Origin of the sequence: Streptomyces sp. NBC_00654 (assembly GCF_026341775.1) — a bacterium.
GTDB lineage: Bacteria > Actinomycetota > Actinomycetes > Streptomycetales > Streptomycetaceae > Streptomyces.
On sequence record NZ_JAPEOB010000002.1, the window covers coordinates 1,232,619 to 1,249,065 of the forward strand.

A 16,447-nucleotide genomic window follows, 5' to 3' on the forward strand; every position below is an offset into this window, starting at 1 on the left:
AGACAGATGTGGCCCGGCGACCACTCCCCCGCATTCTGACCAGCGGCAGCGCTTCGATCGCTCGCAGTCGAGAGTTCGCGCGCACGGCCGCCGACAGCGCCACCGACGTGCTCCAGCCACTGATCACGGTCACCCGTGGTCTGCGGCTGCTGGCCGTGGCGGGCCGGCGGAGGTGGGTGGCGACCCCCAAGGAGCGGCGTGGCCCCATGCTGTTCCTCGGCGCGGCCTGTGTACTCGTGGTGGCGCTCATCCCGTACGGGCCCGGAATGGCCGTGATCACGGTGATGGGCGCCGCCGCATGGACGGGCCGGGAACGCACCCCGGTGAGAACCGGGCCCGACGAGGCGGAGACCGGGCGGCTGCAGTCGCTCTACGACGCGCTCGTGCCCTACTTCTCCGTGGCCGACGACCCCGGTCCGCTGTTCTCCCACGGCGGTGACTGGGAAAAGGTCTTCAGCGGCTTCACCTTCGACGGCGACGGGCGCCTCACCCGCCTCCAGGTGACGTACCCGGCGTACTTCACCGACGGCGAGGAGTCCTCGCGGGCCCGGATCGAGCAGTTGCTGCACGCCAAGTCGGGCCGCGGCCGTGAGTACCGCTTCGCCTGGGACGAGGAGGCCAACCAGCTCGTGATGACCGTGCTCGGCCCGCTCCCCACCTCCATCGCCGCCCAGCGCTTCGTCACCTCCCCCGGCGAGACGGTCCTCGGCTTCACCGACGCGGACGCGGTCCGGCGCACCGTGCCGGTACGGGACGGCGAGGAGACCCGTGACGCCTCCCCCGTCGTCTGGCGGACCGGCGCCCGCTCCACGGAACCGCATCTGCTGGCCGTCGGGCAGCCCGGCAGCGGCACCACGACCCTGCTGCGCTCCATCGCCCTCCAGGCCCTCCAGCACGGCGACGTCCTCGTCGTCGAAGGCAGCGGAACGGGCGAGTACGGCTGTCTGACCGGGCGGGCCGGAGTCCTCGCCGTGGAGTGCGGGCTCTCCGGAGCGCTGGCGGCCCTCGAATGGGCCGCGCACGAGACGGAGCGGCGCCTGATCACCGCCAACCGCGCACGGCAGGCCGGGCATCCCGCCCCCGACGACATCAGGCGCCCGCTCTGGATCCTGCTGGACCGGCCCAGCGCCCTCGCGCCCCTCGCGGCGGCCGACGGGCGGCCCGATCCGCAGGAACTGCTCCAGGTGCCGCTGCGGCACGGCCGGGCGGCGGGGGTCATCGTGGTCATGACCGACCAGTTCGACTGCCTGGACAGCCTCACGGAGACCGTACGGACGCACACCCGGGCCCGGGTCGTCCTCGGCCCGGCCTCGCACGAACAGGCCGAGTCCGTGCTGGGTGTCCGGCCGCACACCACGCCGGCCGCCGAGGTCCCGGCGGGCCGGGGGTACGCCCGGCTCGGCACCGGTCCGGTGCTGCGGCTCCAGGTGCCGGCCACACCGGACCCGCACGACGACGCCACCAGCGAGACGCACCGCCGGGCGGTGCTGGACCTGCTGCCCGGCCACGAGACGCCGCTGGACGCGGACGCCGCCGAGCCGCTGCCCGTTCCCGTGCCCGTTCCCGTGCCCGTGCCCGTCGAAGCGATCCCGGCAGAAACGGTTCCGGCGGAAGAACCGGTGGAAGCGGTTCCGGCCGGGACCGGGTCCCTCGGCACGGTGCCCGTCGAGGCGGTGCCGAGGGACACCAGGGCGCCGGAGCCGGCGGGCAGGCCCCAGCCCGCGGTCGCAGAGGGATGACGCCCCCGTCCCGTACGGCCCGGGGCGGACAGCGGATCTCCGGGTCCGCCGTCCGTCCGGCGCCGTACGGGACGGGGCCGGGGCGCTCAGGCCACGAAGCTCCGCGGGGTCTCCACCCCGGCGCCCGCACCCGACCTCACCAGCTCGGCGGCGGCGGCGAGCCGCACGGCCGCCTCGTCCGCCACCGGGCCGCCCACCGTGAACGGAAGCCGCACATAGCCCTCGAACGCCCCGTCCACGCCGAACCGGGGGCCGGACGGCACCCGGACGCCGACCCGCTCGCCCGCCACCGCCAGCCGGGACCCGGAGAGGCCGCCCGTACGTACCCAGAGGGTCAGCCCGCCGCGCGGGGTCTCGAACTCCCAGTCGGGCAGTTCCCGGCGCAGCGCGGCGATCAGGTCGTCGCGGTTCTCCCGGGCCTGGCCGCGCCGGACCTCCACCGCCTGCTCCCAGCCGCCGGTCCGCATCAGCCAGTTGATGGCGAGCTGTTCCAGTACCGGTGTGCCCATGTCGGCGTACGCGCGGGCGGCCACCAGGCTGCGGATCACATCCGGGGCGGCCCGCACCCAGCCGATCCGCATCCCGGCCCAGAACGCCTTGCTCGCCGAACCCACGGTCAGGACCGTGCTGCCCGCGGGATCGAAGGCGCAGACGCGGCGCGGCATCTCGGTATCGGCGTCCAGGCGCAGTTCGTTCATGGTCTCGTCGACGACCAGGACCGTACCGGCGGAGCGGGCCGCGTCGACCAGGGCCCTGCGCTGCTGTTCGTCGGCCAGCGCGCCGGTCGGGTTGTGGAAGTCGGCGACGACGTAGGCGAGCCGGGGGGCCGAATCGCGCAGCGCCTGCCGCCAGCGGTTCATGTCCCAGCCGCGCAGCCCCTCCTCCATCGCCACCGGCACCAGGCGGGCGCCGGCCTCGCGCATCAGCTGGAGGATGTTGGCGTAGCTGGGCGACTCCACCGCGATGCGCTCACCGCGTCCGGCGAAGAGGTGGCAGATGGCGTCTATCGCGCCCATGGCGCCGGTGGTGACCATGATCTGTTCCGGCATCGTCGGAATGCCGCACTCGATGTAGCGGTCGGCGATCATCTGCCGCAGCGCGGGCAGACCCGCCGGGTAGTCACCATGGGTGTGCGCGTACGGAGGCAGCTCCTCCAGCGCGCCCTGGACGGCGCGGGTCAGCCATGGCTCGGGGGCGGGCAGCGAGGCGCAGCCCAGGTCGATCATCGAGCCCAGCGACTCCGGGGGGAGCGGTTCGAGTCCGCGGGCCGGCAGCGGGTTTCCCGCCGGGACCGCGGTCCAGCTGCCGGCGCCGCGGCGGGACTCCAGGAACCCCTCGGCCCGCAGGGCCTCGTAGGCGGCGGCCACCGTGGTCCGGCTGAGGGCCAGGGCCAGGGCCAGTTCACGTTCGGCGGGCAGCCGGGCGGCGACCGGGACCCGGCCTTCGAGGACGAGCAGCCGCACCCCGTCGGCGAGCGCCCGGTAGGCGGGCGGTCTGCGGCTGCCCGATCCGGCCGGCCGGGGCTGCTGGGCCTGGAGCTGCCGGGCGAGCTGCGCGGCCCCCACCGTCGAAGTCCATTGCACCATCGAAATCAGTCCACCTTCCTCGGATTGGCCATGGTTGGTGGCCAATCCCCCGCCCCAGAGTAACCGTGAAGCAGTCCACAACCACCACATCAGGGGGCACCACTTGTTCAGGACCACCACCCCGAGCGGAACCCACCTCACGCGGCGGCTGGTCCAGCTGTACGTCGGTCTGGCGTTGTACGGCGCGAGTGCGGCTCTCCTGGTACGTGCCGGGCTGGGCCTGGAGCCGTGGGGCGTACTGCACCAGGGCCTCGCCGAACTGACCGGCATATCCATCGGCGTCGTCTCGATCATCGTCGGCGCGGTCGTCCTGCTGCTCTGGATCCCGCTCCGGCAGCGCCCCGGGCTCGGCACCGTGTCGAACGTCTTCGTGGTCGGCCTGGCCATGGACGGCACCCTCGCCCTGCTGCCCGAGACGCACGGGCTCGCGGCGCGGATCCCGCTGATGCTCGCGGGCATCGTGTTCAACGGGGTGGCGACGGGGCTGTACATCGCGGCCCGGTTCGGCCCCGGCCCGCGCGACGGGCTGATGACCGGCCTGAACCGGGTCACCGGGCAATCCATCCGGCTGGTCCGCACGGCGATAGAGGTGGCCGTCGTGGTGACCGGCTTCCTGCTCGGCGGCTCGCTCGGCGTCGGCACGGTCGTCTACGCGCTGGCGATCGGCCCCCTCGCCCAGATCTTCCTGCGGGTGTTCGCCGTCCCCGCGCCGGCCGAGGGCCCCGGGGACGTTGCCGCCACGACACCGGAGCAGTCCATACTGCCGCAGTGAACTCAGGACGCCACCCCTATCTGGACCACCCCACGACGATCCCGTTCGCCCACCGCGGCGGGACGGCGAACGGGGTGGAGAACACCGCGGCCGCCTTTCGCAGGGCGGCCGCCGCGGGTTACCGCTACTTCGAGACCGATGTGCACACCACGGCCGACGGGCGGCTCGTCGCCTTCCACGACGCCACGCTGGACCGGGTGACGGACGCGCGGGGCCGGATATCGCAGCTGCCGTGGAGCGAGGTGAGCAGGGCCAGGGTGGCGGGCAGCGAACCGCTGCCGCTCTTCGAGGAACTGCTGGAGGAGTTTCCCGAGGCCCGCTGGAACGTCGATCTGAAGGCGGAGTCCGCGCTCGCGCCGCTCCTCGCCCTGATCCGCCGGACCGGCGCCTGGGACCGGGTGTGCGTCGGCTCGTTCTCGGAGGCGCGGGTGGCCAGGGCGCACCGCCTGGCGGGTCCGCGCCTGGCCACGTCGTACGGCGTGCGCGGGGTCCTCGGCCTGCGGCTTCGCGCGTACGGCATTCCGGCGGCGCTGCGCGCGGGCGCCGTGTGCGCGCAGGTCCCGGAGAGCCAGAACGGCATCCGGGTCGTCGACCGGAGCTTCGTCCGCGCCGCGCACGCGCGCGGTCTCCAGGTCCACGTCTGGACGGTGAACGAACCCGAACGGATGGCGGCGCTCCTGGACCTCGGAGTGGATGGCATCATGACCGATCACATCGAGACGCTGCGAACGGTGCTGAACGAGCGGGGGGCCTGGTCCTGACGCCGGCCCGTCCACGTCCGTACGGGGTCGATCGAGGGGGCGCGGGTTGAGCACCGGAACCACAGGGAAGGCCGATCCGGCGGAGCTGCCGCCGCCGGACGCCGGGGCGGCGGCCGCCCGGCTGCGTGAGCAACGCGGCTGGTACTTCTACGACTTCGCGTGCTCCGTGTACTCCACGAGCGTGCTCACGGTCTTCCTCGGCCCGTATCTCACGTCGATAGCCAAGGCCGCGGCGGACCCGGACGGCTTCGTCCATCCGCTGGGCATACCCGTGCGCGCCGGGTCGCTGTTCGCGTACGCCGTCTCGGCGTCCGTCGTGGTGGCCGTGGTGCTGATGCCGATCGTGGGCGCCGCCGCGGACCGTACGGGCCGCAAGAAACCGCTGCTGGCGGTCGCCGCCTATGTCGGCGCCGCGGCGACGACCGGGATGTTCTTTCTGGAGGGCCACCGCTATCTGCTGGGCGCCTTCCTGCTGATCGTGGCGAACGCGGCGATCTCGGTGTCGATGGTGCTCTACAACTCCTATCTGCCGCAGATCGCCGAGCCGGAGGAGCGCGACGCGGTCTCCTCGCGCGGCTGGGCGTTCGGCTACACCTCGGGCGCACTGGTCCTGGTGCTGAATCTGGTCCTCTACACGGGCCACGAATCCTTCGGGCTCGCGGAGTCCGACGCGGTACGCATCTGTCTCGCCTCGGCGGGTGTGTGGTGGGGCGCCTTCACGCTCATCCCCCTGCGCCGGCTGCGCGACCGACGGGTGACGCCGGACGGCGAGGGGGCCGTCGGCTCCGGCTGGCGTCAGCTCATGGCCACCCTGCGCGACATGCGCCGCCATCCGCTCACCCTGTCCTTCCTGCTCGCGTACCTCATCTACAACGACGGGGTGCAGACAGTGATCTCGCAGGCCTCGGTGTACGGCTCCGAGGAACTGGACCTGGACCAGACGACCCTGATCACGGCGGTGCTGCTGGTGCAGGTGCTCGCGGTGGCGGGGGCGCTGGGGATGGGGCGGCTCGCCCGGGTCCACGGTGCGAAGCGCACGATTCTGGCGTCGCTGGTCGTCTGGACGCTGATCCTGGCAGCCGCGTACTTCCTGCCCGCCGGCGCGCCGGCGTTCTTCTACGCCCTCGCGGCGGCGATCGGCCTGGTCCTGGGCGGGAGCCAGGCGCTGTCCCGTTCGCTGTTCTCGCATCTGGTGCCGCGCGGGAAGGAGGCCGAGTACTTCTCGGCGTACGAGATGAGCGACCGCGGTCTGAGCTGGCTGGGGCCACTGGTCTTCGGCGTGGCGTACCAGCTGACCGGCAGTTATCGGGAGGCGATCATCTCGTTGGTCGTGTTCTTCGTGCTCGGTTCCGTGCTGCTCGCGAGGGTCCCGGTACGGCGGGCCGTGGCGGCCGCAGGCAATCCTGTTCCGGAGAGGATTTAGACGTTCAACTCAAAGGCCGGTAGTGTACGCCTTTGGCCTGCCCGGAGGACCGTTACTGCGAGTGGAAACAGCCAAACCGTTGAGTGACACCTTCCGCCAGATGTGACAAACCGGGCAATGGTGGGTACTCAACCCTGAAAAGCAGCGGCACGACGGGCGACGCATGACCGGCAACGGGAATCTTTACCGCCGACCGGACGTTGACCGGATGACGACGACAGCGACACCTGTCCTGTGGGCGACAAGCCCGGGAGGCACGATTCATGAGTGAGCGAGCTCTCCGCGGCACGCGACTCGTGGTTACCAGCTACGAGACGGACCGCGGCATCGATCTGGCCCCGCGCCAGGCGGTGGAGTACGCATGCCAGAACGGACATCGATTTGAGATGCCGTTCTCGGTAGAGGCGGAAATTCCGCCGGAGTGGGAGTGCAAGGCGTGCGGCGCCCAGGCACTCCTGGTGGACGGGGATGGCCCCGAGGAGAAGAAGGGCAAGCCTGCGCGCACGCACTGGGACATGCTCATGGAGCGGCGCACCCGCGAGGAGCTGGAGGAGGTGCTGGCCGAGAGGCTGGCGGTTCTGCGCTCCGGAGCCATGAACATCGCCGTGCATCCGCGGGACAGCAGGAAATCTGCCTGACCGCGTAACACCGCATCGAAGAGCCGCGGGCCGTGACACAGTTCTTGTGTCACGGCCCGCGGCTCTTCCGCTGCGCGCCTGCTTCGGTTTCGCGCTGCGCGCCCGCTTCGGTTTCGCGCTGCGCGCCCGCTTCGGCTTCGGCTTCGGGGCGGTTGCCCCGCGCCGGGGCCGTACCTTTCGGGGCGGGGCAACCGCCCCGGGGGCCGTGCCTGAGGCCCGGGGCGGACCGTGGGACTGTCGCGGTGACACCCCCGGGGAACGCGCTACGGCGTCAGGGGCGGGCGCGGGCCCCGGGAGACGTCGCCGTCGGGCCCCGAGGGCGCCTGAGTGCCGTCCTCCCGGATGACCTCTCCCTGAACGACCTTTCCGTCCGGCCGGTGCATACGGGCCTGCTGGAAGGCGTCCGAGAGGCTGCCGGGCGAGGCGGCCCGCATCCGGCGTTCCAGGGACCGCTCCGCGTACCGGCCGAGCATCGTGCGGACCGGCGGCACCAGGAGGAGCAGCCCGGCCACGTCCGAGATCATGCCGGGGATCATCAGGAGCAGGCCGCCCAGCATCAGGAAGCCGTTGCCCTTGGTGCCCGGAGGAGCCGCGGGCGCGGCGGCCGGGGCGCCCGGCTGCCCCGGCATCTGCTGGAGAGTCTCGGTGAGATTGCGGAAGGCCCGGCGGCCGGCCCGCTTGATGACCACGGCCCCGAGGAAGGCACCGGCGACCAGGAGCAGCAGGACGGTGAGCCCGCCCGCCGCGTCGGCCACCACGGTCAGCAGCCAGATCTCCAGCACCAGCCAGGCGGCGATGCCGAGCGGCAGGAAGGTACGGGCGCGCGAACGCTTCGGACGGGTCGGGGGCGGTGTGCCGGTCGTCATGCTTCCAGTGTGCCTGTACGGGCGTGCGGACGGCGTAAGAGGGTGATCATGGGGCCGGGGGGACGGCGGTCGGGACGGGGCGGCCGCGGGGGCGACGCGTGACCTCGGGCGAGCCGCGGGGGCGGTCCTCAGGAGGACTTGCGGCCCAGGACCTTGTTCGTCCGGGTGGTGATGCCCCAGCCGGTGACCCGCCAGAGCGCCTCGACGAGAATGTCACGGCTCATCTTCGAGTCGCCCACCTCGCGGTCCACGAAGGTGATCGGCACCTCGACGACGTGATAGCCGGCTTCGACGGCGCGGCGGGCGAGGTCCACCTGGAAGCAGTAGCCCTGCGAGGCGACCTCGCCGAGCCCGAGGCCCTTGAGGGTCTCGGTGCGGAAGGCCCGGTAGCCGCCGGTGACGTCCCGGACCGAGAGTCCGAGGGCGAGTCGGGAGTAGAGGCTGCCGCCGCGGGAGATCATTTCGCGGCTCTTGGGCCAGTTCACCACGCGGCCGCCCGGAACCCAGCGGGAGCCGAGGACCAGGTCCGCCCCCTTGAGCGCGGTGAGCAGCCGGGGCAGCTCCTCGGGCTGGTGGGAGCCGTCGGCGTCCATCTCGACCAGCACGCCGTATCCGTGCTCGGAGCCCCAGCCGAAGCCCGCCAGGTAGGCCGCGCCGAGCCCTTCCTTGCCCTTGCGGTGCAGGACGTGGACCTTGTCGTCCCCGGCCGCGATCTCGTCGGCGGCCTTTCCGGTGCCGTCGGGGCTGTTGTCGTCGGCGACCAGGATGTCGGCCTCCGGCACGGCGGCGCGCACGCGGTCGACGATCGGTTTGATGTTCTCGACCTCGTTGTAGGTCGGGATGATCACCAAAACCTTGCCGAGCGGGCCGTACTGCCTCTGACCGCCGTCGTTCACTGCTGCCCCTTAAAGTCCGTACGCAGACGCACACCATATCGAGCGCATCGCCGTCGGATTCCGACGCGGTGGCGCAGCCGCCCCCGCAGGTCGGGGCAGACCCGTGGAACTGGGGACAGAACCCACGGACGGAGCAGCCGGCGGAGCCGTGGCGGGTGCTGCGGATCGGGGCCCGGCGCCCTTCGGGCCGACCTGGGACCCGCTGGCTGCGGGTCGACCGAAAGCCGTTGTCTACTGAACGTCCGGGCCCCACCCGGGTCGCACCCTCCGTCCGGTTCGAACCTTCCCTCGCCCCCGAGGCGCGGACGCTGAACCTGGCTGTCAGTGGTGGTGCGCCGGTGCGGCACACCGCCCCATGACCCAGCGGCGTTCGACGACTGCGTGGAGGTTTGACCGGTCGGACGTCCTGTGGTGGACCCGGCCGAACCTACCGGCCCCTGGGCGCGTTCTGTCAACACTCGCTCGACCTGCGGCTTTTGCCCAAATTGCCTGGTCAGTGCCGAAGATCCGCAGGTCGCGGCAGCGGGCGTACGCCCTTCGATCGGCGGTACGAAATAGTCACACGTCACTCGTTCGGCCGTACGTAGACAGTTTGTCCGAACACCACGGTGCGCAGACAGACCGGGAGTTCGGCCCCGGGCGTGAGATCGGGCAGGCCGGGCGTGCCGGACCGGGGGTCGGTGGACCAGCGGGCGACCCGGTCGTCGGGGGCCTGGACCAGCAGGTCATCGGTACGCCAGATCGCGTAGTCGGCCGGGGCCCCGGGCACCAGGAGCCCGGCGTCGTCGCGGCCGATGGCCCGCCAGCCCCCACGGGTGTGGGCCGTGAAGCCGGCGCGCACGGAGATCCGGTGCTCCGGCGTGCGGTGGAAGGCGGCGGCCCGCACCGTCCCCCAGGGATCCAGCGGGGTGACCGGGCTGTCCGAGCCGAAGGCGAGCGGCACCCCGGCGCGCAGCAGGGCCGCGTAGGGGTTGAGCGTCCCGGCCCGCTCGGCGCCCAGACGCTGGGCGTACATGCCCTCCGCGCCTCCCCAGGCCGCGTCGAAGGCGGGCTGGACGGAGGCGGTGAGGCCCAGTTCGGCGAAGGCGGCGACGGTTTCGGGGGTCAGCATCTCGGCGTGCTCGACACGGTGGCGGGCGGCCCGGATCCGGGCGAGCCCGAGGGTCTCGGCGGCGGCCCGGACCCCTTCGACGACGGCGGAGACCGCCGCGTCGCCGATGGCGTGGAAGCCGGCCTGGAGCCCTGCCTCGGTGCAGGCGGTCACGTGCGCGGCGATCCGCGCGGCGTCCAGGTGGGCGGTACCCGTGTGCGGGGCGTCCGCGTAGGGCTCGTGCAGGCAGGCGGTGTGCGAGCCGAGGGAACCGTCGACGAAGAGGTCCCCGGCCGCGCCGATCGCGCCGAGCTCACGGACGCGGCGTGCGCTCTTCTCGTCGGTGACCTGCTCCGCCCAGAGTCCGAAGACCCGCGGTCCGGGCCGCTCGGCGGCGAGCGCCAGCAGTCCGGTGAGGTCCTCCTCGTCGGAGATGTCGGGCCCGGCGCACTCATGGACGGTGCCGATGCCGAGCGAGGCGGCGTGGCGCAGTGCGGCCCGCTGGGCGTCCGCGCGCTGGCGCCGCGAGAGGGCGCCGTGCGCGGCGGACCGTACGGCGTGGTGGGCGGCGCCGGTCAGCGGGGCGTCGGGGTGGTAGCCGGTCATCGCCGCGACACCCGGGACGAGGTCCAGCAGCGCCGTCGTGACAACCGCGGAGTGCACATCGATCCGGGGCAGATAGAGGGCCCGCCCACCGGCGGCGGCGTCCAGTTCGGCCCGCGAGGGGTGGCGCCGCTCGGGCCAGCGCGCGGCGTCCCAGCCGTGTCCGAGCAGGACCCGTTCGGCGGGGTGACTGTTCGCGAACGCGCGTACGAGATCGAGGGCGTCGGCGAGCGTGCGGGCACCGGAGAGGTCCAGCCCGGTCAGGGCCAGCCCGGTGGCCGTGGTGTGCACATGGGCGTCCGTGAAGGCCGGTGTGACCAGGGCCCCTTCGAGGTCGACCACGTCGTCGACGCCGCTCGCGAAGGCGTCGGCGGCTCCTTCGGATCCCACCCAGGCGACATGCCCGCGCTCGATGACCATCGCGGTGGCGAACGGATCGGCGGGGCTGTGGACGTCTCCACCGCGCAGCAGCACGGTGCGGTGTTCGGGGGCGCTCTGGGGGGCGGTGCTGTCGGTCATGGGACCAGTCTCGCGCCTGCCGGGAGCCGCTCGCGCCGCGGCCCCCTCGCCGGGAGCTCCCCCGGCGCCTCAGACGCGCGGCGGGCGCGCCTCGTACGGGGTGGAGAGGACGACGGTCGTCCGGGTGGACACCCCGGCCAGCGAACGGATCCGGGTGAGCAGGTGCTCCAGCTCCAGCGGCGTGGCCACCCGCACCTTGAGGATGTAGTTCTCGTCCCCGGCCACGCTGTGGCAGGCCTCCAGCTCGGGCACCCCGGCGAGCCGCTCCGCGATGTCGTCCGGTGCGCTCGGGTCGAACGGTTTCACCGAGATGAACGCGGTGAGGGGCAGTCCGACGGCTTCGGGGTCGACGACCGCGGCGTAACCGCGGATCACCCCGCGCTGCTCCAGCCGGCGGACGCGCTGATGAACGGCCGAGGTGGACAGGCCCGTGGCCTTGCCCAGGTCGGTGTAGCTCATCCGCCCGTCCTTGACGAGCAACTCCACAATCTGACGGTCCAGCTCCTCCATGCGGATCAACCTATTGCCCCAGGTACCTCCCGGCACACCCATGGGCGCTCAGGAGGGGCACCTGCGGGCGGCATGTGACGAATACCACAGGTTTACGGGTGGGTAGCCGACGGGCTCGCGATTACGGCCCGCGCGCGACGGGAAGTGCTTGCTGTGGTCGAGGCCGTGGCGCCTTGTCGGCCCACCCGAGGGGGGAATTTCCATGCAGAGCCTGAAGCTCACCGGACGTACCGAACCGGAGCCCGTCGATCCCGACGAGGACGGCGCGCCCGACGCGTACGACACATTCGAGATGTACCGGGTGATCTGCCCGGACTGCGCGCAGCCGATCGCGCTCCTGGCCGATGAGGACACCCTCCCGGAGCACGCGCTGTGCCCGACCCCGTGGAACCCGTTCGTCCTCACGGTGTGCGCCGGTACCGGACGCGGCGCCTCGGAGTCCCGGCCGGCCGACGAGTCGCTGGAGGCCCAGGAGCAGGAGACGGCCCTGCTGTTGACGCTCCCTCAGGGACTCGACTGGCGGATGCAGCCCTTCTCGCACGCCGGTGGCCCCGGCTCGCGACCGCTGCAGGTGCCGCAGATGCGGCGTCACGCCGCCTGACGTCCCGCCCGCGCGCCGCGCCTCGCCCCGCGCGTCGCGCCTTTTCTCCGGGCAGCGCTTCCTCTGCGGGGCGCACCCCTTTCTCGCGCCGCACCACGACGGACCGTCCGGCGTGGTGCCCGCAGTCGACGCTCCACGACGTCGAGCGGGCCGCCCACACGGCACGTACCGCGGAGCGCCCGTCGGCGAACCACCTGTCCACCGGGCCCCGCTTCGCCGGGGGAGAGCGCCGGCCGGACCCTGCCGGGCCGCCACGACCAGGAGTGGAACCGGATCATGGCGACGCCCGCACGGTCCGACCCGGGCTTCCGGGTCAGCGCGTCTCGGGACCCGCGAGGTGGCGGGCGATGACCATGCGCTGGATCTGGTTGGTGCCTTCGACGATCTGGAGCACCTTGGCCTCGCGCATCAGCCGCTCGACGGGGAAGTCCAGGGTGTAGCCGTAGCCGCCGAGCACCTGGACGGCATCCACGGTCACCCGCATGGCCGTGTCCGTACAGAACAGTTTGGCCATGGCCGCCTGCCGCGAGAACGACTCCCCCGCGTCGCGCCGCCGCGCCGCCTCCAGATACAGGGCGCGCCCCGCCTCGATCTGGGTCGCCATGTCGGCGAGCATGAAACGCAGCCCCTGGAAGTCCGCGATGGGGCGGCCGAACTGACGCCGCCCGGTGGCGTATCCGACGGCCTCGTCCAGCGCCGCCTGGGCGACACCGATGGCGCAGGCCGCGATGCCCAGACGCCCGGAGTCGAGCGCGGACAGCGCGATGGCGAAGCCCTGCCCCTCCTCGCCGATGCGGCGGTCGTCACCGATGCGTACGCCGTCGAAGTTGAGCTGGGCGGTGGGCGAGCCCTTCATGCCCATCTTCTTCTCCGGGACGGCCGCGTTCAGGCCCTCGGCGTCGCCCGGGACGAGGAAGGCGGTGATGCCGCGCGGCCCCTCGACGCCGGTGCGGGCCAGCACCGTGTAGAAGTCGGCGATTCCGCCGTGGGTGATCCAGGCCTTGGTGCCGGTGATGACCCAGTCGTCACCGTCCCGTACCGCCTTCGTACGCAGCGAGGCGGCGTCGGATCCCGAGGAGGGCTCGGAGAGGCAGTAGGCGCCCAGCAGGCCGCCCGAGAGCATCGCCGGAAGGTGCGCGGTCCGCTGCTCCTCCGTGCCGTATCCGGCGAGCGCGTGGCAGGCCAGCGAGTGGACGCTGACACCGAGGCCCACGGTGAGCCGGGCAGCGGCCAGTTCCTCCAGCACCTGGAGATAGACCTCGTAGGGCTGGTCGCCGCCACCGTACGCGGAGTCGTAGGGCAGTCCGAGCAGGCCGGATCCGGAGAGGAGGGTGAATACCTCGCGCGGGAACGTGCCCGCTTCCTCCTCCTCGGCGGTCCGGGGAGCGATCTCCTTCGACACGATGTCGCGGACGAGCGCGACGAGCTGCCGGGACTCCTCGGTGGGCAGGTGGCGTTCCACCAGCTGCGGGGCACGGTCGGTCATGACGGCGCTCTCCTCCCTGTCGGGCGTTGCGACGGTCGCGCGCGCAGGGGTGTGGGCGGCGGCGCCGGGTGATCTCCCGGGCCACACCCGGGAATAGTCATACTGCCCAACCGATCCTGCCCTCTCGGATCACGAGAGGCGCTGGCCAGCGGCTGTGGCGCGTTGAGTATGCCCGATCGGAGCGCTTCCGTCACGGGGTGCGCGACGGGCCCGACGGTCATGGAAATTGGTCCGAACCATTGACCCAACTGGTCTAGTCCTTCTACGGTTCCACCGAACGCCTTACCGCGTTCATGCCAAGTCTCACCATGATCGGCCGCGCACCGGCACCGGCTGCGCGGAGTCCGACCCCGCACCCCCCACGCTCAAGCCCTCCCCCACGAGGAGCCACGATGTTCAGACTGCACCGTCCCCGCGCCCGCTTCCGGGCGCTCGCCGCAGCCGCCTGTACGGCCGCTCTCGGCGCCACACTTCTCGGCGTCGCGGGTACGTCATCGGCCGGCGCGGCCCCCGCCCCCCAGCAGCAGGCGGCCCCGGCCGCCGAGGCCGCCCCCACGGCAGCCGGCGGCAAGGTGGTCGGCTACTTCACCAACTGGGGTGTCTACGACCGGAATTACCACGTCAAGAACATCGAGACGTCCGGTTCCGCGGACAAGCTCACGCACATCAACTACGCCTTCGGCAATGTCACCGGCGGCAGGTGCGCGATCGGCGACTCCTACGCCGACTACGAGAAGGCCTACACCGCGGACCAGTCCGTCGACGGTGTCGCCGACACCTGGGACCAGGAGCTGCGCGGCAACTTCAACCAGCTGCGCAAGCTGAAGAAGCTCCACCCCGACCTCAAGATCCTCTGGTCGTTCGGCGGCTGGACCTGGTCGGGCGGCTTCGGTGACGCGGCGAAGAACCCGGCCGCGTTCGCCGAGTCCTGCTACAACCTGGTCGAGGACCCCCGCTGGGCCGATGTCTTCGACGGCATCGACATCGACTGGGAGTATCCCAACGCCTGCGGCCTGACCTGCGACACCAGTGGCCGTGACGCCTACGGCAACCTGCTGTCCGCGCTGCGCGCCAAGTTCGGCACCGGCAACCTGGTCACCTCCGCGATCACCGCCGACGGCTCGGACGGCGGCAAGATCGACGCGGTGGACTACGCGGGAGCGGCGAAGTACCTCGACTGGTACAACCCGATGACGTACGACTTCTTCGGCGCCTGGGAAGCCAAGGGCCCGACGGCTCCGCACTCCCCGCTGACCTCCTACACCGGCATTCCGCAGGAGGGCTTCAACACCGACGCCGCGATCTCCAAGCTCAAGGGTCTCGGCATCCCGTCCGAGAAGCTGCTGCTCGGGATCGGCTTCTACGGCCGCGGCTGGACCGGGGTCACCCAGTCCGAGCCGGGCGGTACGGCCACGGGTGCGGCAGCGGGCAAGTACGAGGCGGGCATCGAGGACTACAAGGTCCTCAAGAGCAGCTGCCCGGCGACGGGCACCGTCGCCGGAACCGCGTACGCCCACTGCGGAACCAACTGGTGGAGCTACGACACCCCGGCGACCATCGCCTCGAAGATGGACTACAAGAACCAGCAGGGCCTGGGCGGCACCTTCTTCTGGGAACTGAGCGGTGACACCACCGACGGTGAGCTGATCAAGGCGATCAGCTGACAGCCACGGACCGTGTGTGGGGGGCGGGGAGCCGAACGGGCCCCCGCCCCTTCGCCGTGCCGGGGTCACCTCGGGCCGGGTGTGGATGCCGGGCGCCGGCGGCGGTCGTCCGGCCCGCGGTCGACCGGCCGGCATCGGGCAAAAGCGCGTCAGTTTCCTCGCCACACCCTCGCGAGAGCGATCGACTTGATCTGCTCCATGGAGAAGACAGGGGCCTCGCGTGTGACCGGAGTCCCGAAGGAGGAACTGTTCAGCTCCGAGACCAGCACCCTGCGTCCGTCGTCGTAGAGGACGTCCACATCCCACTGCACGATGTCGGGATGGCCCTGCAGGGGTGCCCTGCGGGTCACGATCTTCCCACCGCCCGGAAGGCTCTTCCCCTTGCTGAACAGGGGCACGAGTTCCTGGCGTCCGGGTTTCCACTGCTGGACGCTCACGGCCAGCAAGGACTCTCCTCGTCCGTCATCGACCGTGACGTCGGCATAACCCGTGCGACTTCCCTCCTGATGTGAGACGTGGAGGTTCCCCGGAATCAGCTTCTCCAGATTGCGCAGGATTTCCCGCTTGGTCATCTTTCCGGTGCTGGGCGGCTCGGGAGGAGACGGCGCCTGCGGCACGGCCGCCATGACGGGTTCCCAGTCCTTGGATGTGGCGATTCCTGAGAGCTGCTCGGCCGTCAAGGGCAGTGCGGGGCGAACTGAGCCCGCCGTTCCGGCTGATGCGTCACTCTGCACGACGGACACCAGCACCCCGTCCCGGGACAGCAGCCGCGCGGACCATTGCTTCGCCCCCTTGGGCTCGAACGGGTCCGCGTAGCCCTGGTTGACGACCAGCGTGCGCTGACCACCGACAGTCTTCTTCACGCAATGGTCATACGGGCTGTACGAGCGCAGGGGGCATTCGGACGCGAGGCGCCGGGCGGAACGAGGCAGGCGTGACACCGTCACTTCGACGATCGATCTGTCGCGTCCGTCATCGAAAACCACGCCGGCGGACGGTGCGAGTGACTCCGAAAGACCCGATCCGGATGCATGGGAAACCTTTCCTGCCGGAAGCAGGGATCGCAGAGTTTCTTTCATCAGATCCCCCGACACCGGTCTTCCGGAGGATCCGTTTACCGTCATGGCGGAAATCATGGCGACAGAAAGTCCCAGCGCCAACGTGACAGAAAGCGCGACCACACGTCGCCTGGAACCCCATACGGGCTTCCTTGATGTGCCATCGGACAAGGCATTTCGATGTTCGCGAATCAAGAGAACCACCATACTGATGTGGATGACGGATGCAGAAATG

Annotated in this window: 14 protein-coding genes; 7 read left to right on the forward strand and 7 right to left on the reverse strand. The window is 71.4% G+C overall.

Going from position 1 to position 16,447, the window contains the following annotated elements:
- The first annotated feature begins 8 nt into the window (after positions 1-8).
- Entirely contained in the window at positions 9-1,739 is a 1,731-nt protein-coding gene (locus OHA98_RS25735; protein ID WP_266929106.1) for a hypothetical protein, read from the forward strand.
- 86 nt (positions 1,740-1,825) lie between these two features.
- Here the strand turns inward: OHA98_RS25735 and OHA98_RS25740 are convergent, their stop codons facing one another.
- Positions 1,826-3,325: a PLP-dependent aminotransferase family protein gene (locus OHA98_RS25740; RefSeq protein ID WP_266929107.1), complete on the reverse strand. Its 1,500-nt coding sequence runs from the start codon at positions 3,323-3,325 to the stop codon at positions 1,826-1,828.
- Positions 3,326-3,428: 103 nt separating this feature from the next.
- Between OHA98_RS25740 and OHA98_RS25745 the strand changes: the two genes are divergently transcribed.
- From OHA98_RS25745 to OHA98_RS25760, 4 genes are all read left to right on the forward strand, one after another.
- Complete coding sequence (locus OHA98_RS25745) at positions 3,429-4,097, forward strand: YitT family protein (RefSeq protein WP_266929108.1); 669 nt, start codon at positions 3,429-3,431, stop codon at positions 4,095-4,097.
- Positions 4,094-4,858 carry a glycerophosphodiester phosphodiesterase family protein gene (locus tag OHA98_RS25750; protein WP_266929109.1) on the forward strand — a complete coding sequence of 255 codons (765 nt, stop codon included), beginning with the start codon at positions 4,094-4,096 and terminating at the stop codon, positions 4,856-4,858. The genes OHA98_RS25745 and OHA98_RS25750 overlap by 4 nt, the downstream gene beginning before the upstream one ends.
- Positions 4,859-4,904: 46 nt before the next feature.
- A complete protein-coding gene (locus OHA98_RS25755) occupies positions 4,905-6,281 on the forward strand; it encodes an MFS transporter (RefSeq protein WP_266929110.1) in 1,377 nt (458 codons plus the stop codon).
- A gap of 263 nt (positions 6,282-6,544) precedes the next feature.
- Positions 6,545-6,919, forward strand: a complete 375-nt coding sequence (locus OHA98_RS25760; protein ID WP_003959706.1) for an RNA polymerase-binding protein RbpA — start codon at positions 6,545-6,547, stop codon at positions 6,917-6,919.
- A 263-nt stretch (positions 6,920-7,182) separates the two neighbouring features.
- Here OHA98_RS25760 and fxsA read toward each other — a convergent pair whose 3' ends face one another.
- The 4 genes from fxsA to OHA98_RS25780 form a co-directional block, all read right to left on the reverse strand.
- Positions 7,183-7,785 (reverse strand): FxsA family membrane protein, encoded by a 603-nt coding sequence (fxsA, locus tag OHA98_RS25765; RefSeq protein WP_266929111.1) that lies wholly within the window; start codon positions 7,783-7,785, stop codon positions 7,183-7,185.
- Between the two features lie 128 nt (positions 7,786-7,913).
- A complete protein-coding gene (locus tag OHA98_RS25770; RefSeq protein ID WP_266929112.1) occupies positions 7,914-8,681 on the reverse strand; it encodes a polyprenol monophosphomannose synthase in 768 nt (255 codons plus the stop codon).
- 565 nt (positions 8,682-9,246) lie between these two features.
- Entirely contained in the window at positions 9,247-10,893 is a 1,647-nt protein-coding gene (locus OHA98_RS25775; protein ID WP_266929113.1) for an amidohydrolase, read from the reverse strand.
- 69 nt (positions 10,894-10,962) lie between these two features.
- Positions 10,963-11,403, reverse strand: coding sequence for an Lrp/AsnC family transcriptional regulator (locus OHA98_RS25780; RefSeq protein WP_018490165.1), 441 nt, complete (start codon positions 11,401-11,403; stop codon positions 10,963-10,965).
- A 202-nt stretch (positions 11,404-11,605) separates the two neighbouring features.
- Between OHA98_RS25780 and OHA98_RS25785 the strand changes: the two genes are divergently transcribed.
- Complete coding sequence (locus OHA98_RS25785) at positions 11,606-12,004, forward strand: hypothetical protein (protein ID WP_266929114.1); 399 nt, start codon at positions 11,606-11,608, stop codon at positions 12,002-12,004.
- 313 nt (positions 12,005-12,317) lie between these two features.
- On the opposite strand, the gene OHA98_RS25790 is transcribed toward OHA98_RS25785, so the two are convergent.
- Entirely contained in the window at positions 12,318-13,490 is a 1,173-nt protein-coding gene (locus OHA98_RS25790; protein WP_266929115.1) for an acyl-CoA dehydrogenase family protein, read from the reverse strand.
- A gap of 392 nt (positions 13,491-13,882) precedes the next feature.
- Between OHA98_RS25790 and OHA98_RS25795 the strand changes: the two genes are divergently transcribed.
- Complete coding sequence (locus OHA98_RS25795) at positions 13,883-15,154, forward strand: glycoside hydrolase family 18 protein (protein WP_266929116.1); 1,272 nt, start codon at positions 13,883-13,885, stop codon at positions 15,152-15,154.
- Between the two features lie 149 nt (positions 15,155-15,303).
- Here the strand turns inward: OHA98_RS25795 and OHA98_RS25800 are convergent, their stop codons facing one another.
- Entirely contained in the window at positions 15,304-16,419 is a 1,116-nt protein-coding gene (locus OHA98_RS25800) for a hypothetical protein (RefSeq protein WP_266929117.1), read from the reverse strand.
- Positions 16,420-16,447: the final 28 nt, after the last annotated feature.